Raw genomic sequence first — 16,941 nt, forward strand, 5'->3', positions numbered from 1 at the left:
AGCGCTTGTTCCAGCGCTTCTTCCGTGAAGAACTGACGGGCCTTTCCACTGCTGATCGGGCAGCGTTCGAAAGCGAGTTCGAGGATCGGTTCGGCGAATTGATGCAGCGCTCGGCAAGCGCTACGCCGCCTAGTTTCTCCGATCTCGTCGGGTTCGGAGACGGACCGGTCAAGCCGTTCGAAGACCTGCAGACCGCGCTCTTGCGCAACGACTTTGACGAGTCTGTCATTCCGCCGCAGCTGCTGGCGGCGGCCGAACTCTATTTCATCTACCAGATGGACCGGATGAAGCTCTTCCAGGTGGTCAACGTTTTGCGTCGGCTGTTCCAAAACGGCCAGATCCGTATCCAGCGCGGTCCGGGTGCGCGGGGCCTGTATATCCTGGAGAAGTGGCGGCCGATCCGCTACAAGGCGCGGGATCGCCTGCTGGCCTATCGCCGCGTCTTCAATTACGGACGCGCGCCCGTGCCATCCGGGGCGATCGTCAATCGCAACTTTCACTTCATGCTGGTCGCGTTCATGAACGCGCTGTCGCAATATTTCCAAGACTTGACCATCGGCCAGGTCATTCGCGGCAGCAATACGATCAACGACAGGCCGTTCGCGGCGCTCGCCACGGTGCAGCGCGTCGGCACCGACCTGCGCTATCATCTCGACCGCGCGAGCTACGGCAACATATTGGCGCTGACGAAGGAAACGGGCCAATACGTTCAGCAGGTGTTCGAGTTGCTCGACACGCCCGACATCAAAAAATCGTTCGACGCCAACACGAAGTGGGACGTCATCGAAGCCGTGGCGAACCGGCACCTGGGTGGTGCAGCCGAGATGTCGCAGCGGGCCAAGATGGCGGATTCCGGCCGGCGCGTGCTCCAGTACATCACCGAGAACGATTTCCGCACGTCCATTGACCCAGCGACTTTCGATTCCGACGCGCGCAAGGTCGGCGCCCAGGCGGATGCCTGGCTGGCCGCCTATCGTCTCACCCGTGAGGGTCGCCGCTTCCCTGGCCTAGATGGCGATCGCGTGCAGTGGTCACATGGGTTGGACTGGCGCACAGCATCACGCATCGCAGCCTAGGCGGACGAGGAGGCGAAGCCGATGGACGTTCAGCTACCGTTCCTAGTTCGTTTGGGAGGCTATCCGCCAGGTGTCATCATCGACGCCACCTTTGCGCTGTCGCCGGTAGGGCTGCTTGTTACCATGGCGCTGTCACGCTCTGCCAACGTCTGGCTGCCGCGCGGGCTTTATACGCTGCTGGACAACGACGCGCACTATCGGCTGCGGCCGGAGCAGATCGGCGGCAGCTGGCTGTTGCCGGAAGAGCAGACCGGCCTGGCCGAAACGCTCGTCGGGGAGTTGGAGCCATGGCGGCGTGCCTGGCAGAACGGTCGCCTGTCATCACGGGTGCATTGGGTGGGAGACGCGCCCTACGAGAGCGCGTTCCCTATCCGCGAGGACAACAGCTTGTTGCCTCGGTTCGAAGGCTGCTGCGCGGCGCTGGATGCGCGATTGAGCGACTTCGGTGCGCCGGCGGCACCGTTGGACGAATGCGCGCGCGATGTGGTGGCGCTTGCTGCCGCTCTACAGCCAAACAGCGCCTATATTCTGACCGCAGCGGCAGATGCGGATGACATGCCGCCGCTCTGCGTCTATCTCGAGCGGCTCGGCTTTGCCATCCGGCGGCGCCCGCCGGGGATTGCCGATGGTGCCCTGACGGCGCTTGGGCCCGCGCTTGCGCCGATGGCGGCGAGCGGCCAGCAGGCCGCGGTGGTTCAGATTGTCGCTCCCGTCATCCTAGCGATGCCGGATGGATGGGAAGAAAGCGAATGGGCGCTCGATGACGATCCTGCGATCAACAGCGCTGAGGACCCTTGGCGCAATGCCTGTGCACTGTGGCGCCCATTGGCCGGTTGGGCGGAGGTTGCTGCATGAGCCGTCCATTGCGCACCAACGCCGGCGATCTGGTGATGATCAGCGTTGCCGGCCAAATCGCTCCGCCCATCGAGCGCGGAACGCCCTGGCGTATCGGTTATGACGGCAAGGTTCGTTCCCTGCCCGGATCGGGCGGAGTAGTTCTCAATCGCCGTGTGGGCGACGGTTGTGTCGGCCTTGCCGGCGATCACGTCGAGCCCGGTGTCTCTATTCGTAGCGAGACCCGCTCGATCATCGGCGGTGCAGACGGTGCCAACCAGGCCCTGCAAACCTATGCCTGCGTCGGCAACCAGGCAATCGTGACGTCAGGACGCGCGATCGGCGCTGGCGGGATCGTGACCGGCAAGCATGGCGGGGTCGATACGGTGATCATTGATTTTCCGCTGCGGGCCATGCGGCGGATGGCGATCGGCGACCGCATCCAGGTGTGGGCCTATGGTCTCGGCTTGCGGCTCACCGACTTCCCGGAGGTCGCGATCTGGAACTGCTCGCCCGAATTTCTTGCGCGGTGGCGCCCGGTTGAACGTGATGGCAAGCTGAGAGTGCGCGTCACCCACAGTGTACCGGCTCGACTAATGGGTTCAGGATTGGGACGTAACAACGTGCTGCGGGGTGATTACGACATTCAGATGTCCGATCCGCACATGGTTCGCCGTTATCGCCTTGGAACGCTACGTTTCGGTGACATCGTAGGCATTCTCGATGCCGACAACCGCTATGGTCGCTCAAGGCTCGAAGGCAGGATCTCGGTCGGTGTCGTGGTACACAGCGATAGTATGGTCGCCGGCCACGGTCCGGGCGTTGTCTCTCTGTTGTCCGCGCCGGCGTCGTTACTGCAACTGGAGGTCAGTGCGGATGCCAATATAGCCGGTTTGCTCGATATCCGGCCGGCCAGCGCGCCGCGCGCGACATATCCGCTGCCAACCAGGGAACAGCACGAACGCACCGTGGCGCGGCTGCGCCAAAGCTTATTTGCGTGAACACGGAGGAGGCCATGTCCTATCTCGAAGATGTGCTGGATCGGCTTGCGACGCAGGTGTCGTCAACGATCGCTCATTCACCGCAATGCAATTGCCCGGGGTGCCGCCGAGCAGGGAGCCATACAGGTGGCTGCGGTTGCGGATGTGGGGGATCTTATGCCAGCGACGAGACCACCCCCCGGCGCGCGGCACGTCCGGCCCGTAGGCAGACCTCGCCTAGGGCTCGCGGATCGCAACTACCAGGCTGGGGCGGCTGGACACCCGCCGTGTCGCTGCGCGCCGTCCTCGACGCCCGGAGTGCCGCCCAACGCGGCCTTCCGGTAGCGGCTGCCCTGCGCCCTTTCCTGGCGCCCGGCCCTCAGGTTTACCGGATCAGCCGCGCCGGTATCGATCGCGATCGGCCGCTCAATATCGGCATGACCAAGAACGTCAAGTCCATCGCAGAACGAATGATCGAGCACTACCGCCAACCGAGCAACGGCGATCCAAACGTGCATGCGGCGATCCGCAATTTGCAGCCCGGGCAGATTCTCGTACAGGCGGCGATCCTGTCGCGCGCCGGCATCCATCCGCGGCGCGTCAGAACCTACGAGGGATGGCTGCAAGATCGTGAACGGCCACTGCTCTACGATCCCAACAGTACGACATTCGACGAGGCGGGCTTGAACCGCCACTATGACCGCACAGGAGGCTACGATGCACCGTGAACGGATGGCGCTGTCCCACGCTGCCTGGACCGATCTTGATGCCCTGGTGCTCGAGGAGGTCAACGCAGTCGCAGCGGCCGGAGCGCGACCGCAAGACGTCCCGGCAATCTATACCGAGGACGAATTCTTGGCACTGGCCATAGCTTATCTTCGCCAGCGGGAGGATCCGCTGCGCCTCATCGAGACGATGACCGGAGAGCTCGGCCTGACCATGAGATCGGATTCGGAGAGGGCAGACAGTCAATTGCGGCTAGGCGAGGCGCAAACAGAAGCCGCACCAGATGCGGCGACAACTCCAGCAACCTCAGTTCCAAGGCCGCCGTCATGAGTAAGCTGCTGGTCGAAACAGTCCCTTTCGCCCTGGACCGCTTCACGGACGAAACGGACTATGCCTTGCTCGGTCCGACGGATGGTCGCACGCGGGTGACCCACACCAACCGCTTCCCCTACAGTGCCGTCTGCCATATCGAGCGCGATTTCGGCGACGGTACGCTGACGGGCTGCACGGCCTTCCTGATCGCTCCCACCATATTGCTGACAGCGGCCCACTGCATTATGAGCCCAATCCGCGCACGCCTGCGATTGCCCAGTCAGGCCGTTCGCATTCGCGTCACGCCGGGCCGAGCCTCGGCCAGTGTCAATCCGTTCGGCTCGCAATGGGCCAGTAACTGGCGGGTGCATCCCGGCTATCGTCGGCGCCCTTCGGGGGACACCGATGTCGGTCTGATTTTTCTAGCGCGCCCCTTCGCGCCATCTCCGGGCTTCTTTCGCCTCTGGGCGCCGTCCTCATCCGAATTAGATTGGCTGCGCTCGCGACGCCTGGTGCACATTTCGGGCTATCCGGCAGACAAGCCGACGGGCACGCAATGGGAGCACTCGGAGCGCCTCGACCGGGTGGCTCAGCGCCAATTGTTCTACAGCGTCGATACTTGTCCAGGACACAGTGGCGCGCCGGTTTGGGTACAACGGCGCTACAGTGAGCCGCCGCAGGTCATCGCCGTCCACACTGCAGGTCCGCAGCCGCATGCGAGCGGCGCCTGGGGCTGCCGGCCGGGCGTGCCGATGGCGCCGGCGGGGTTATTCAATCGCGGTGTTAGGCTGACGCCTGACCTTCGCCAAAATATTGGCGCCGGCTTCGGCGCTCGCGTGTAAAATCGGATTGACAGGGTTCCGACTTTTTTTGAGGTGCTGCAACCTAATTGATGCTACAGTTCGCAAGAAAACAACTATCCGTTGACTGGCAAGTCGCGCTTGGTTTTGGCTTGGGTTGCCAGGCAGTCTTCTTAAATTCCTGAGCGCAGGAGCGCCTTGATATGGCCATGCAAGCAGAACGGTTGTCGGCTGATCCCGACATTGTGGCAAAGGTCGATGACGAGGACTTCCCGCGCGCAGCCTTCTTCGCTGTAGATGGACATCCCTTCGTCGCGGTCGCCTATACCGAGTGCGAACAAAGCTTCGACGACAATGGCAGCGATGCTGGGGAAGTGGCGGTCATCGGCTGGCTGCAATGCGCAGGCGCGCAGTATCTGATCTTCGATGCCGATTACCCCACAAAGAACAACACCCTCCCGACACCGACCGCCGCCGAGATCCTCACCCGCCGCGAATTGCAGATCGCCTCGCTGATCGGGGAAGGCAATTCCGACAAGGAAATCGCGCGACGACTGGGTATCAGCGGCTATACCGTGCGAGAGCATATCCGGCGAATCTTCGCTAAGCTCAATATCGGGCGCAGGGCCGCCATAGTCTCATACGTGTTGCGCCAGCCGCCGAACTCACTATCTTGAGCTCGCCCGCGTTGGGCGTTGGAGCGCCAATTGTCAGCGTGCCCAGGAGTTGATCCGGCGTTTCTCGGAGCCATTACAGTCTTCATGGACCACCATCGAACATGTCCGAAGAACAGGTGGTGAAGTTGCTTGCGCCCTCGAGCGCAACGGTCTCATTCGGCGAGAGGTGCTTACGACAACAACTCCGGTAGGGGTAGAATACACGATCACCCCGCTATGCAGTCGCTGCGAGAACTCACGTACGCTAACGCAGCAATTATCCTTTTGAGCTCCACGTTAGGAAGGTCTCTGGTTTGACGCCTTTGACCTTCGCTTCGGAAATGGCCGGAGACAGAACCTTGTCTTCTTCTCCATCGAGAAAATCGATCGGCATGACGTCACGCAATTTGATCTTGTTCGTTGAGTGCTGTTCCGGTGGGTTTTCCTCGCGCCACGATCGCCGGTACCATTCTATCCAGGCAACCTCCGGCGATATGCATAGGTAGCTATTCAGAATGAAATCTGATTCCGGCTGATAGAGATGGTTTCCCGACCATGCATGGTCCGCAGCCGACAGCGGTTGCACCACGTGGCTAAGATTTTGATTCCGTGCGATCCCCGCAAGAGTTGCTATTCTGGTCTGAGGTTCTGTCGTCCACCTGACGAATACAATCGGACCTGCAGCCGAGAACGAATGGCGCTTGCCTTCCGTCTCGAAAGCCAGCAACTGCGGACGGGCAAGCGGCATCAATCGCTCGACGAGTTTTCCGATGCTTGCCCTGACCGACGTCCCCCAGTTGACGGCAACCCGACCACTCTCCGCCCACTTTTGTGCTTGCTCTTGGATCAAAAGCAACACCTGCGCGGCGACATCTTGATCGAGGCTCGAAATATGTTTCAGGCGCGAAGTATCGGTCTGTTCAACGCCTCGCTTACGAAGTTCATCGAGGTCGGCATTCAGGAATTTCGATTGAAGTTCAGTGAAATGTCCGGCGGTACGGGCTTGTATTCTACTTTTGCGTTTTTCTTCCAACTCTTCTCGAAATACTTTCAAAGCCGGGCGCCGCGGCGTCTGACCGGCTTCCACACGCGCCCAATATCCCCGCGGAGGCTTGGGAACCTGCAATTTCTCGCAAAGCTTTCCGACTGCAACGTCGGAGATGCCGAGTTCGTTGGCGATCTCGCTGGTCGGGCGTTCCCATACCAATGCGAAGAGCTCTTCTCTCGACATATCGCGCTTTGCCATTCGAAAACCCTCAAGCAGTTCTCAGGCTGCAGCGTTCGCCTTCTCACAGATGGCAGCACATCGTTCGAGCAGCTTGTCGAACGTTTCAGCGTCATCGAAAAGAAGACCGTCCTCCACCATCCTGGCGTAATCTTCCTTGAGGGCTTTCAGTCCCCCGCCGACCGGCGTCAGCATCAGGTTGCCGTTTACCGCTGTCTCGTAGTCGATTGGCGATCGGTTGGCGGCTTTTTCCGAGAAGAACATCGACTTATGCTTGGCGACCGCATTTGCGAGTTCGCGATCGGAGATTGCGCTATCTGCGAGGCTAATGTCGTCAAGGCGCACGATGTCGTGCCAATGACGCGAAAAGCGGTCGCCCCGGAGCCGCTCCTGCAGGCAGAAGACATGAATCGCTGTTGCTTTTTCCCAGAACGTCCGTTCGGCGTGCATCACTTTCGGGGCCGCCGTCGGAAAGTCGACTCCGTCAACGAGGCCGGCGGCATCGCATATGATGTCTCGAAGGCTGGCCGGCTCGCCCGTAGACCGGGCTCCGAATTCCAGCATGACGCTGGGCGCGACATAACCAGATCCCGAACCGATGGCTTGATAGTCGATGTAGAGCCTGTCGGCTTCGATACGGGTCTCTGCGGGAAGTGACTGCCTCTCGAGTTCGTCGGCTATGATCGGCCCAACCGTGTCGGTCACCCAGATCGGTAGTCGTCTCCGCACCTCGCTCGACCAGCGCTTTTCCTCGCTACGGGTTTTCGGGAGAGCTTCTTCGTTGTCCCCGACAAGATCAGGGGCAAGCGCACGGATGTCGTAGGTGAGGTCGACATCTTCCGAAAACCGTCGGATGGCGCCGTAGGCCTTCGATAGCGAAGTCCCGCCCTTGAAAACAAGGCTCTCGCCAAGCGCCGTGGCGTAGAGTGTTCGAAGCGCCCAGACGACCCAGACGTCCTTTTCAAGCAAGTGAACTGAACGCTTCGATCGGTCTGACGCAATGGCGAGAACCTCGCGCTTGTCGTCGATCGAGAGCTGGAGGAAGTGATCAGCCATGCGCTGCCTTTCCGACGCTTCGTGCGAGCCAGGTCGGAAACTGAGGTGCTGCAGCAACAAGCTCGTTGAACGCCTCAGGCGGCAGTTTCCGCTTGATACTCAAAAGAGCCTCCTCCGCTCGCTCCGGCCCCAGCCAGGCGAGCGCGCGCACAGCGACGCCGGCCGGCCGGCTGGCGAGCGACAACTGCCAACGAGGCACGTGCTTGAGCTCGACCTTTTGGCTTCCGACACTCATTGTCCGGCTGCGGCCAGAGGTCAGATAGATGGAGCGAACCGGAACCTGCGTCGTGAGCCCAAGGGCGTTGGCCGCGGCCGCTCCATTCGAAACGATGACCTCGCCACGTTGATGTGCGACTGCCTCGACCGCTTGCTCGACAGTCGGCGGCCTGCTTCCGAACCGGCTTTTGATAGCCTTCATATAGATACCACGCCCAGCTCTGACCAGTTCTCCACGCTCATGCAGGCGTGACAGAGCCTGGTCTACTGCGGCACGATTACCGAGATGCAGCAGGCTTTTTGCGGACAGGGCGGTACCCTCCGGCGATTGCTCAGCATATGCAAGAATTTGAGATGTCAGTCGTTGCATAGGTTTTCTCCTGTCAGAAATATATGCAAGTTTCTGACACTTCGCAAGTGAACCTATCAACGCAGTTTTCTAAGCAGCCTCCCAGACTTGGTTCAAAATTCGTGCCGCAAGGGCGGCCTTTTCCTGCGGCAAACAAGCCGCAGCTATCTCGTCTGCATCTATTTTGTCCTTGGGTCAGGCGCGAATGATGATCTCGATGGCCGAGGGGTCGACGCCGAACGTCAGGCTTAATCCTGTTTTCGCTTGTGCGATCGTGAGGCCGGGGCCTTCCAGCGTTGCTGCTTCTCCGGCGCTGAACTCCGGCATGGGTTGCCAGTCCAAACCCTCAAAATCAATGGCGTCGAAGTCGTCAGTAGTCCAGAAGCGGACAGGGTTTCGACCCGCCAACTGGTCCCCGACATTCGCGGACGCGGAAAGGCGAAAACGTCACCTTCAACAAGGAAGCGCGCGAACGCTATCTTGCCTTTGCGACTGGCCCGCAAGCCACCTAGAGCGCCGACTTCCGTGATCTGTCGGCCTCGGTGACGCGTATGGCGACACTCGCGCCGCATGGGCGCATCACGACCGACGTTGTTGATGACGAAGTCCGGAGACTGAAAGCCCTTTGGCGCACAGCAAATGACGATCAAGCAGCCGACGCAATCATCGTTGAATTGCTGGGTGCCGAAGTTGCCGCTCGCCTCGATCGTTTTGACGCAGCGCAACTTGCGACTGTCCTTCGCACCTGTCGAGAACACCCAACGGCAAGCGCTGCCGGCAGAGCCCTATTCGCAAACTCGCGCCTGGAGAAGAAGAGCAGCAATGATGCAGATCGCTTGTCGAAGTATCTCGCGCGTTTCGATCTCCGGTTCGAGGACCTCAAGAAGTGATTTCCGAGACGGGAACGAGCGGGTCGGCGGTTCGAGCCCCTTCAAGAGCAGCGATCTGAATAGCGCCTAATCAGTTGCTGTCGCGGAGAAGCAGACGCTTAATAATGAGTCGACTGAATCGACCCGAGAGAGGTCACCAAATTGATCAAATCCCGCATGTTTATAGCTCATCTGCCGCCATGACAGGCAGTTGGCGAATTTTATTCGCTTCTGCTCGGAAGTGAGCGGCATCTCCATCGCGCCATTGGCATGCAGCCGTGTCTTCTGAAGCACGTCGCCATTTCTTAACGACAGGGTGACGATGTGTGGAAGACGTTCGTGCCCACGCTCCTCTTCGGCCGTGTAGGCGTGCATGCTGATCCTCTGCATCAGGGCCTGACGGCCGGGATTTTCGAGTGCAGCCGCTGTGAAATCCGCAAGCGAAAGTGAGCCTTTCTCCAGCGCGGTCGCTAGGCAATATTGCATCGAGAAACGCGCCTGCATCGAATCTGCAGGAGAGGGGTAGGCAAGGTTTTTCACGGCTGAAATGCCGACCTTGGTGTCGATCGCCGCGATGTCCTCAGGGTCAAGCGCGTGCTCCTGGACGAGATCTAGAAGCGCATCGATCGCCCGATGTGTCGAGGCGCAGCACGGATGAAGTTTCGTGACGAGGCCGCGGCTTTCTATGACAGGCGTCTCGTCAGGCTGCCAATCCGACCAGCCCCGTGCCTCGTCACCGCCGAATAGGTCGAGAAAGCCTTGTGGCCGTTCCAGAATGTCGAGACGGCCCGCGACTCCCGATAGCGCCAGCATCGCCGCCTCGACCGCGTTGCGGGCGGCGAGGCCTGCATGGATCGGTTTGGCGAGTGTTCCGAACTGACCTTTCGGCCCGCCCGCCATCGATGTCGCAAGGCTCATCGCCTGCGCCATTTCATCGATGCCAGCCCCGAGAAGATGCGCCACGCCCGCAGCCGCGCCGATCGCGCCGACGGTCGACGTGCCGTGCCAGCCCCTGTTGTAATGGGATGGATTGACGCCGTAGCCGACAGCGGCCTGGGCCTCCAGCCCGACCAAATAGGCGTCGAGGAATTGAATGCCGCTGACAGCGCGGTCGGCGGTCGTCACGGCCATGAGCGCGGGAACCAGAACGGCAGATGCATGCGCCCGCGCCGGGTGGAAATTGTCGTCGAAATCAAGTGCATGGGCGGCTGTCCCGTTGACCAATGCGGCGATCGAAGGCGTTGAATGCCCTCCAGTCACCAGCACGCTACTCCCTCCTGCACCTGCACTTGGAAATGCCTTGGTCACCGCAATAACGCTGTTGTCCTCGGCGCCGGCGATCATGCATCCGAGTGTATCGATAACGGCATCTGCGGCCTTCTTCCGCGCCGAAGTCGAAAATGTTGCCCGCCGGGAAAGCGCGCCTGCGATATTAAGAAGAATGCCGGTCATTGACGAATGTCTCTCGCTGCGATTGCTTGAGCGCAAAATGTTCGAAGCCGGATCGAACCGCAATCTTATGCGGTTTCCGGATAGGTCTAGCGAAGGTGATGCAGTCCATGGTGAAAGCGACAAGCGCGGCGATTAGCCTGAAGCATATCGAGGCATATGACGCGATCGCTGCCACTGGCTCCACGGTCGCGGCCGCGCTCGAACTCGGCATTTCCCAGTCGAATGCAAGTCGACTCCTGCAGCAGCTGGAAGATTATCTCGGGGTTCGCCTTTTCGAGCGCGACAAGAACCGTCTTGCCGCCACCCGCGAGGGCCTGCAGCTCGGGCCGGAAATCCGCGCCACGTCTGCGGGCCTTGAAGACGACGGCGATCGAGCTGGAGAACGGCCGGTCGCGCGACATGCTTCTGAGGATCGCATTTCCGGGCAGCCTGTCATCCACGCGGGCGCCAAAGATGATCCGCGATTTTCTGGTCGCGAACGGTCCGGTTCGCGTCGAACTTGCCTCGGGAAGCTATCTTGCGATCGAGCGCATGGTGGCCGATGGCGAGGCCGATATCGGTTTTGCGCGCCTGCCGCTTGCCACGCCTGGCCTGAAGCAGGAGCGGCTCTTGCCGTCACGGATCGTCTGCGCCCTGCATGAAGATCACCCCCTTGCCGGTCGCCCGTCGCTGACGATCGCCGAGCTGAAGGGCCACGATCTCATCGTGCTCAACCGCGAAAGGCCGGTTCGTCACCAGATCGAGGCGCTATTCTATCAGCATGGAATCCGGCAGCGACCCTTGCTGGAAGCCCATTCGGTGGCGAGCGCCTGCGCCCTGGCCGCGGAAGGACTGGGGATCGCACTGGTCGGCGAACTGATCGCACGGGAATATGCCCACAAGCCGCTGCGCTTCTTGGCGCTTGAGCCCGATCTGCCGGTGACCTATTGCCTGATCAGTGGCGAAAAACACCCGCTCTCGAAGACCGCTGCCCTGTTTCTCGAAAACATCGCCGGCTGGTCATGAGGGCGAGATTTGAAATGGGGGCGAGCGGGCAATGAACATCAGGCAGCTGGAAGTCCTGCGCACGCTTCTTGCGACCGGCTCGACGATCGCGACTGCAAAGGCGATGGGGCTCAGCCAGTCCGGCGTCAGCCGCATGCTGCAACAGCTGGAAAGCGATCTTTCGATCTCGCTTTTCGTGCGCGACCGGGGACGGCTGATCGCGACGCCGGAAGCGGCGGTTCTGGCGCGGGATGCAGACAACGTACTGCTCGCCGTCGAGCGCATGGCCGGTCACGCCGAGGATTTGCGCAACGGCGCACTGGGGCCGGAAATCGTCCGGATCGGCCTGCCGAGCAGCATGTGGGAAAATTTCGCGCCCGCCATGCTGATCGATTACATCCGCGATTTTCCCGGCGTCCGCATCGAGACATTTTTCGAAACGACGACGGCGATCAACCGGCTGGTCGAGGAGCGCGTCATCGATATCGGCTTTTTGCGCATGGAGGGTGAAAGCGGGCCGGGCATCGAAATCGACAGGGTGGCGACCGGGGAAAGTGTCTGCGTCGTACCGCAGGATCATCCGCTGGCCGAACTCGAAGAAATCACCGTCAAGGATTTGCGCAACGTGCCGCTGATCCTGATCGGCCGCCAGCGGCCGAACCGCATGGCGCTGGATCAGGCGTTCAAGCGTGCGGGCGTCAAACAGATGGTCAAGATCGAGACCCATACGAACAGCTCGGCCTGTTCCTATGTCGCCCATGGTCTCGGCGTGACGATCATCAGCAGCTTTTATGCCAATCTCTACCGCGACCTGCCGGTCGTGCAGCGGCCCTTCCTGCCCCGTTCGAAACAGGAATTCGGCTTGGCGCGTGCAAGCGGCGTTCCCTTGTCCATTGCCGCGCAGGGGCTCAGCGATGCCTTGAAAAAGCAGATACTGCTTTCGCAAAAAGCCGTTTGATAACATGACTATGGTGTCCTGATTGACGGTACGGGGCTTGCCCGTCACGGCTGCGGACTCTGCATAGAGATATGACGAAACTGCATAATATTGCGCGCCTTTCTTCAAACCATCATAGTCTCATTCAACGAAACCGATGGTGTCCGAGGGAAAAGCGGGCGCCAATCGTGGGGATAAAATGCTGAGATTCATCCTGAGCCGTCTTCTGATGGCGCTTCCGACGATCGCGCTCGTCTCCGTGACGGTCTTTGCGCTGATCCGCTTCATTCCCGGTGATCCCGCAGCGCTGATGCTTGGCGACATGGCGCAGCCCGACCAGATCGCCGCCATGCGCACCGAGCTCGGCCTCGACCAGTCCCTGCCGCAGCAATTTGTCATCTGGGCTGGCAATGTCCTGCAGGGGGATTTCGGCAAGTCGATCGTCAATGGTGAGGCGGTTTTGCCGCTCGTCGCATCGCGCTTTCTTGTCAGCGCCGAGATTGTTGTGTTTGCGGTTCTGCTGGCGAGCCTGATTGCAGTGCCGGCCGGTGTCATCGCCGCCTGGAAGCAGAACAGCCTGACCGATCTTGCGCTGGTCGGCACGGCAACGGTGCTTCTGTCGATCCCGACCTTCTGGCTCGGCCTGCTGCTGCTCCTGTTTTTCGGCCTTTCGCTCGGCTGGCTGCCGGTCCTCGGTTATGTCTCGATCGGCGACAATCTAGCGGGTGGCCTTCTCTATCTCGTGTTGCCGGTGATGACGCTCGTCATCCACGAAATGGGTGTGCTGATCCGCATGGCGCGGGCCTCGACGCTGGAAGTGCTGCGTCTCGACTATATCACCCATGCCCGTGCCAAGGGGCTTTCCGAAGGCGCTGTCCTCTGGCGTCACACGTTCAAGAATGCCTTTGGCCCGACCTGGACGATGATCGGCCTGATCCTCGGCAACCTGCTCGGCGGCATTGCGGTCATCGAGACGGTGTTCACCATTCCAGGCCTCGGCCGGCTGATGGTCGACAGCATTTTTGCGCGCGATTACCCGGTGATCCAGGGATGCCTGCTGTTCGTGTCGCTGTCCTATGTCTTGGTCAATCTCGTCATCGACCTGCTCTATCCCCTGTTCGATCCGCGCGTGGTGGCCGAATGAAAAAGTTTGCTCTCAACGGGCTGATCGGCGGCATTCTCGTCGCGGTCCTGCTCATCACCGCCGCGATCGGTCTCGTCTGGACGCCCTTCGATCCGATGAAACTCTCCTTCACGGCGCGCCTTGCCGCGCCGAGTGCCCAGCACTTGCTCGGCACCGACGAATTCGGCCGTGACGTGCTGAGCCGCCTGATGATCGGCGCCCGCGCCAGCGTCTGGATCGGCGCCCTGACGGTGTTCTTCGCCACGCTCTTCGGCACGCTGATCGGCCTCGTCAGCGGTTATGCCCGCGGCTGGGTGGATGGCGTGATCATGGCGGTCAACAACGCGCTTCTCGCCTTTCCCGGCATCCTTCTGGCGCTCGGACTGCTCGCGGTGTTCGGTGCCAATCAGTACGGCATCATCTTCGCGCTCGGCATTGCCTATACGCCCTCCATGGCGCGTGTCGTGCGTGGAGCGGTCCTGTCCGTGCGCGAGCGGGAATTCATCGAAGCCTCGCGGGTCATGGGCAATGGCGAGCTCTATACGATGTTCCGGCATGTCCTGCCCAACTGCCTTGCGCCGATCACCGTGCTCGCCACCTCCATGTTCGGCTGGGCCATCCTCTCGGAAAGCGCGCTGTCCTTCCTCGGCCTCGGAGTTCCGCCACCGGCGCCGACCTGGGGCAATATGCTGGCGGCGGGCCGCCCGCTCATCCAGCAGGCTGTGTGGCTCGGCCTTTTCCCCGGCCTCTGCATCGCGCTGACGCTGCTCGGCATCAATCTTCTGGGCGACGCGCTCCGCGACAAGCTCGACCCGCGCATGAGGGGCCTGAAATGACCAACGAACCGCTCATCACCGTTCGCGACCTGTCGCTCGAAGTCGCAGGGACAGGCCATCAGGTGGTCAAAGGCATCAGCTTCGACATCGCTCCCGGCGAGATCTTCGGCATTGTCGGTGAAAGCGGCTCGGGCAAGACGCTGGCGACCCGCGCCCTGATCTCGCTCCTGCCACCGGCGATCCGCGTCACCGGCGGGTCGGTCACCTACAAAGGCAAGGATGTCATGTCCATGCCGGATCGGGCGCTGCGCCGCCTGCGTGGTGCCGAGATCGGCGTCGTCTTCCAGGAGCCGATGACTTCGCTCAATCCGTCGATGACGATCGGCCGGCAGCTGGAGGAGGGGCTTGTCCTTCACGCGAAGCTTTCGCCGGAAGAGCGCCGGACCCGCATTCTCGACATGCTCCGGCGTGTCGGCATCCGCGATCCCGAGGGCGCGCTTACCGCCTATCCGCACGAATTTTCCGGCGGCATGCGCCAGCGCATCATGCTTGCCTCCGTCATGCTGCTCAAACCGGCGCTGCTGATCGCCGACGAACCGACGACAGCGCTTGATGCCGTCATCCAGCGCGATGTCATGGAACTGATGGTCGAGCTGACGCGGGCCGAAGGCACGGCCGTGCTTCTGATCAGCCACGACTTGCCAATGGTCGCACGTTACACGAGCCGTATCGTCGTCATGGAAAAGGGCACGATCGTCGAACAGGGCCGCACCGAGGATCTGCTCGATGCGCCGCAACATCCCTATACGAAAAAGCTCCTCTCTTCGCTGCCCTTCCGCGGTGCTGCGCGTGTGATCGAAACGGCAAAGGCGCCGATGATCTCGGCGCAGAATATCGTCGTCGATTACCCGGGCCGCAAATCGCTGTTCAAGACGGCAAAGCCGAAGCGCGCCCTGCATGGCGTCAGCATCGAGATCCATGAAGGCGAGGTCGTGGCGCTGGTCGGGGGGTCCGGTTCCGGGAAGACCACGCTTGGACGCACGATTGCCGGCCTCGTCCGGGAAAGCGAAGGCGAGATCCGCTTCCAGGGCCGCACCCGCGACGCGGACTGGACCGATTACCGTCTGAACTGCCAGATGGTGTTTCAGGATCCCTATTCCTCGCTCGATCCGCGCATGACCATTCTGGCCCTCGTCGAGGAAGCCCTGCGGCTGGTGCCGGGCCTCGACGCGGCTGCCAAGCGTAAGCGCGCACTGGAGACGCTGGAAGAAGTCGGGCTCGGTGCCGATTACGCCCAGCGTTATCCGCACGAACTTTCGGGCGGCCAGCGCCAGCGTGTGGCGATTGCCCGCGCCGTCGCGCGCCGGCCCCGCTTCTTGATCGCCGACGAGCCGGTGTCTGCCCTTGATGTCACGGTGCGGGCACAGGTTCTCGACCTCTTCTCCGACCTGCAGAAGCGCTACGGCTTTTCCTGCCTGTTCATCAGCCACGATCTCGGCGTCGTCGAACAGGTGGCCGATCGGGTCGTCGTCATGCAGGACGGCCGGATCATCGAGGAGGGCGACCGCGATACGATCTTCGACCAGCCGAAAGAGGCCTATACGCGCCGGCTTCTCTCGGCCATTCCCGCCCTCGATCAGAACGACAAGGGCGGCGTGACACTGAAATGGCGCCTGGAGAACTGAGATGCGAGCTGAGATGGATACGATATCCAGTGCCAAACCGGTCGCCGGGATGCTGGCGGAAATCTGCGACGCACAGCCGTTCGTGACGCGGTTTTCGGTCCGCAACCTTCTGACCGGCGAGACGATCGAACGCGGTGCAGACGAGGAGACGCCGTCTGCCAGCACGCGAAAAACCTCGATCATGATGGCGGCCCTGAAGGCTGTTGAGGACGGTCGTCTCGATCTTAACGAGGCGATCACCTACGAGGCGCGCTTTGCCGAGGAAGTGGCAAGTGGCATGTTCCGCTACCTGACGCCGGGTATCGTCATTTCGCTGCGCGACGCGATCACCGGCATGATGGTCTTGAGCGACAATGTCTGCACCAAGATGGTGTTCGAGCGGTTGACGCTGGAAGAGGTGGATGCCTATTGCAAGTCGATCGGACTTTCCGGCACCCATCACCGCTTCCTCATCCCGCCGCTGGCATTGTCGCCGGACCATACGCTGAAATCCGTGACGACGACGACGGCAAGCGACCAGACCGCACTGCTGCAGATGATCCTCGATGCACAGACATCGGAAGACACGCGCCAGAAACTCGGCATCTCCGGTGAGCTGGCAGCCTATGCGCTGCAGACATTGAAGAACCAGATCCTGCGTTATGCCATCCCCTCGCGCCTGCCGTTCGGCACCGTCGTGGCGCACAAGGGCGGCACCGGTAAGCGGGGGCGCATGAATACCGGCATCGTTTATCGCGAGGGCGCGCCGTTTTACATCATCTCCGCTTTCACCGACGAAGTGCCCCAGGCCATGGCCGATGGCACGCCGGGCTACACGATGTCGCTGGAGACGATCGGCAGGCTGTCGCGTGCCTGCTGGGATGGATTTTCAAAGTGACGATCAAC

18 protein-coding genes and 3 pseudogenes are annotated in these 16,941 nt (G+C 61.2%); 16 read left to right on the forward strand and 5 right to left on the reverse strand.

Annotation, left to right across the window (positions count from 1 at the left end):
• Positions 1-5: 5 nt before the first annotated feature.
• The 8 genes and pseudogenes from AB8B33_RS35270 to AB8B33_RS35305 all read left to right on the forward strand — a co-directional run.
• Positions 6-1,076, forward strand: coding sequence for a hypothetical protein (locus AB8B33_RS35270; protein WP_439019032.1), 1,071 nt, complete (start codon positions 6-8; stop codon positions 1,074-1,076).
• 21 nt (positions 1,077-1,097) lie between these two features.
• The gene (locus AB8B33_RS35275) at positions 1,098-1,931 is read left to right on the forward strand and encodes a hypothetical protein (RefSeq protein WP_439019033.1); all 834 of its coding nucleotides are present in this window, start codon (positions 1,098-1,100) and stop codon (positions 1,929-1,931) included.
• Positions 1,928-2,911 (forward strand): DUF4438 domain-containing protein, encoded by a 984-nt coding sequence (locus AB8B33_RS35280; protein WP_439019034.1) that lies wholly within the window; start codon positions 1,928-1,930, stop codon positions 2,909-2,911. The genes AB8B33_RS35275 and AB8B33_RS35280 overlap by 4 nt, the downstream gene beginning before the upstream one ends.
• Positions 2,912-3,177: 266 nt before the next feature.
• Entirely contained in the window at positions 3,178-3,618 is a 441-nt protein-coding gene (locus AB8B33_RS35285; protein ID WP_439019035.1) for a hypothetical protein, read from the forward strand.
• Positions 3,608-3,946, forward strand: a complete 339-nt coding sequence (locus tag AB8B33_RS35290) for a hypothetical protein (protein ID WP_439019036.1) — start codon at positions 3,608-3,610, stop codon at positions 3,944-3,946. The genes AB8B33_RS35285 and AB8B33_RS35290 overlap by 11 nt, the downstream gene beginning before the upstream one ends.
• Positions 3,943-4,770: a trypsin-like serine peptidase gene (locus AB8B33_RS35295; RefSeq protein WP_439019037.1), complete on the forward strand. Its 828-nt coding sequence runs from the start codon at positions 3,943-3,945 to the stop codon at positions 4,768-4,770. Before AB8B33_RS35290 ends, AB8B33_RS35295 begins: the two co-directional genes overlap by 4 nt.
• 161 nt (positions 4,771-4,931) lie before the next feature.
• Positions 4,932-5,405: a response regulator transcription factor gene (locus AB8B33_RS35300; RefSeq protein WP_439019038.1), complete on the forward strand. Its 474-nt coding sequence runs from the start codon at positions 4,932-4,934 to the stop codon at positions 5,403-5,405.
• A 136-nt stretch (positions 5,406-5,541) separates the two neighbouring features.
• Positions 5,542-5,622, forward strand: a pseudogene (locus AB8B33_RS35305) (winged helix-turn-helix transcriptional regulator); the annotation flags it as partial.
• A 39-nt stretch (positions 5,623-5,661) separates the two neighbouring features.
• On the opposite strand, the gene AB8B33_RS35310 reads toward AB8B33_RS35305, so the two are convergent.
• From AB8B33_RS35310 to AB8B33_RS35325, 4 genes are all read right to left on the reverse strand, one after another.
• Positions 5,662-6,630 (reverse strand): hypothetical protein, encoded by a 969-nt coding sequence (locus AB8B33_RS35310; RefSeq protein WP_439019039.1) that lies wholly within the window; start codon positions 6,628-6,630, stop codon positions 5,662-5,664.
• 21 nt (positions 6,631-6,651) lie between these two features.
• Entirely contained in the window at positions 6,652-7,665 is a 1,014-nt protein-coding gene (locus AB8B33_RS35315; protein WP_439019040.1) for a nucleotidyl transferase AbiEii/AbiGii toxin family protein, read from the reverse strand.
• Positions 7,658-8,251, reverse strand: coding sequence for a DUF6088 family protein (locus AB8B33_RS35320; RefSeq protein WP_439019041.1), 594 nt, complete (start codon positions 8,249-8,251; stop codon positions 7,658-7,660). Before AB8B33_RS35320 ends, AB8B33_RS35315 begins: the two co-directional genes overlap by 8 nt.
• A gap of 174 nt (positions 8,252-8,425) precedes the next feature.
• Positions 8,426-8,638, reverse strand: a complete 213-nt coding sequence (locus AB8B33_RS35325) for a hypothetical protein (protein WP_439019042.1) — start codon at positions 8,636-8,638, stop codon at positions 8,426-8,428.
• Positions 8,639-8,661: 23 nt separating this feature from the next.
• Between AB8B33_RS35325 and AB8B33_RS35330 the strand changes: the two are divergent.
• Positions 8,662-9,120, forward strand: a pseudogene (locus tag AB8B33_RS35330) (sigma 54-dependent transcriptional regulator); the annotation flags it as partial.
• 66 nt (positions 9,121-9,186) lie between these two features.
• On the opposite strand, the gene AB8B33_RS35335 reads toward AB8B33_RS35330, so the two are convergent.
• Positions 9,187-10,551: an MmgE/PrpD family protein gene (locus AB8B33_RS35335; protein ID WP_439019043.1), complete on the reverse strand. Its 1,365-nt coding sequence runs from the start codon at positions 10,549-10,551 to the stop codon at positions 9,187-9,189.
• A 107-nt stretch (positions 10,552-10,658) separates the two neighbouring features.
• Between AB8B33_RS35335 and AB8B33_RS35340 the strand changes: the two are divergent.
• The 7 genes and pseudogenes from AB8B33_RS35340 to AB8B33_RS35370 form a co-directional block, all read left to right on the forward strand.
• A pseudogene (locus AB8B33_RS35340) lies at positions 10,659-10,805 on the forward strand (helix-turn-helix domain-containing protein); the annotation flags it as partial.
• A 199-nt stretch (positions 10,806-11,004) separates the two neighbouring features.
• Positions 11,005-11,556 (forward strand): LysR substrate-binding domain-containing protein, encoded by a 552-nt coding sequence (locus AB8B33_RS35345; protein ID WP_439019044.1) that lies wholly within the window; start codon positions 11,005-11,007, stop codon positions 11,554-11,556.
• A gap of 31 nt (positions 11,557-11,587) precedes the next feature.
• Positions 11,588-12,493, forward strand: coding sequence for a LysR family transcriptional regulator (locus tag AB8B33_RS35350; protein ID WP_439019045.1), 906 nt, complete (start codon positions 11,588-11,590; stop codon positions 12,491-12,493).
• Positions 12,494-12,671: 178 nt separating this feature from the next.
• Complete coding sequence (locus tag AB8B33_RS35355; RefSeq protein WP_310384008.1) at positions 12,672-13,616, forward strand: ABC transporter permease; 945 nt, start codon at positions 12,672-12,674, stop codon at positions 13,614-13,616.
• Entirely contained in the window at positions 13,613-14,431 is an 819-nt protein-coding gene (locus tag AB8B33_RS35360; protein ID WP_439019046.1) for an ABC transporter permease, read from the forward strand. Before AB8B33_RS35355 ends, AB8B33_RS35360 begins: the two co-directional genes overlap by 4 nt.
• Positions 14,428-16,056 (forward strand): ABC transporter ATP-binding protein, encoded by a 1,629-nt coding sequence (locus AB8B33_RS35365; protein ID WP_439019047.1) that lies wholly within the window; start codon positions 14,428-14,430, stop codon positions 16,054-16,056. The genes AB8B33_RS35360 and AB8B33_RS35365 overlap by 4 nt, the downstream gene beginning before the upstream one ends.
• Positions 16,057-16,069: 13 nt before the next feature.
• On the forward strand, positions 16,070-16,933 hold the full coding sequence (locus AB8B33_RS35370; RefSeq protein WP_439019310.1) for a serine hydrolase: 864 nt from the start codon (positions 16,070-16,072) through the stop codon (positions 16,931-16,933).
• The last annotated feature ends 8 nt before the right edge of the window (positions 16,934-16,941 follow it).

Source organism: Rhizobium sp. 768_B6_N1_8, from assembly GCF_051811225.1.
Taxonomy (GTDB): domain Bacteria; phylum Pseudomonadota; class Alphaproteobacteria; order Rhizobiales; family Rhizobiaceae; genus Rhizobium.

Excerpts from the sequence above, each read along its gene's own strand:
- AB8B33_RS35355 (WP_310384008.1), top strand. The coding sequence starts at position 12,672 with ATGCTGAGATTCATCCTGAGCCGTCTTCTGATGGCGCTTCCGACGATC.
- AB8B33_RS35370 (WP_439019310.1), top strand. The coding sequence starts at position 16,070 with ATGGATACGATATCCAGTGCCAAACCGGTCGCCGGGATGCTGGCGGAA.
- AB8B33_RS35320 (WP_439019041.1), bottom strand. The coding sequence starts at position 8,251 with ATGCAACGACTGACATCTCAAATTCTTGCATATGCTGAGCAATCGCCG.
- AB8B33_RS35335 (WP_439019043.1), bottom strand. The coding sequence starts at position 10,551 with ATGACCGGCATTCTTCTTAATATCGCAGGCGCGCTTTCCCGGCGGGCA.
- AB8B33_RS35280 (WP_439019034.1), top strand. The coding sequence starts at position 1,928 with ATGAGCCGTCCATTGCGCACCAACGCCGGCGATCTGGTGATGATCAGC.
- AB8B33_RS35350 (WP_439019045.1), top strand. The coding sequence starts at position 11,588 with ATGAACATCAGGCAGCTGGAAGTCCTGCGCACGCTTCTTGCGACCGGC.
- AB8B33_RS35290 (WP_439019036.1), top strand. The coding sequence starts at position 3,608 with ATGCACCGTGAACGGATGGCGCTGTCCCACGCTGCCTGGACCGATCTT.
- AB8B33_RS35315 (WP_439019040.1), bottom strand. The coding sequence starts at position 7,665 with ATGGCTGATCACTTCCTCCAGCTCTCGATCGACGACAAGCGCGAGGTT.
- AB8B33_RS35300 (WP_439019038.1), top strand. The coding sequence starts at position 4,932 with ATGGCCATGCAAGCAGAACGGTTGTCGGCTGATCCCGACATTGTGGCA.
- AB8B33_RS35345 (WP_439019044.1), top strand. The coding sequence starts at position 11,005 with ATGATCCGCGATTTTCTGGTCGCGAACGGTCCGGTTCGCGTCGAACTT.
- AB8B33_RS35295 (WP_439019037.1), top strand. The coding sequence starts at position 3,943 with ATGAGTAAGCTGCTGGTCGAAACAGTCCCTTTCGCCCTGGACCGCTTC.
- AB8B33_RS35360 (WP_439019046.1), top strand. The coding sequence starts at position 13,613 with ATGAAAAAGTTTGCTCTCAACGGGCTGATCGGCGGCATTCTCGTCGCG.
- AB8B33_RS35310 (WP_439019039.1), bottom strand. The coding sequence starts at position 6,630 with ATGGCAAAGCGCGATATGTCGAGAGAAGAGCTCTTCGCATTGGTATGG.
- AB8B33_RS35365 (WP_439019047.1), top strand. The coding sequence starts at position 14,428 with ATGACCAACGAACCGCTCATCACCGTTCGCGACCTGTCGCTCGAAGTC.
- AB8B33_RS35275 (WP_439019033.1), top strand. The coding sequence starts at position 1,098 with ATGGACGTTCAGCTACCGTTCCTAGTTCGTTTGGGAGGCTATCCGCCA.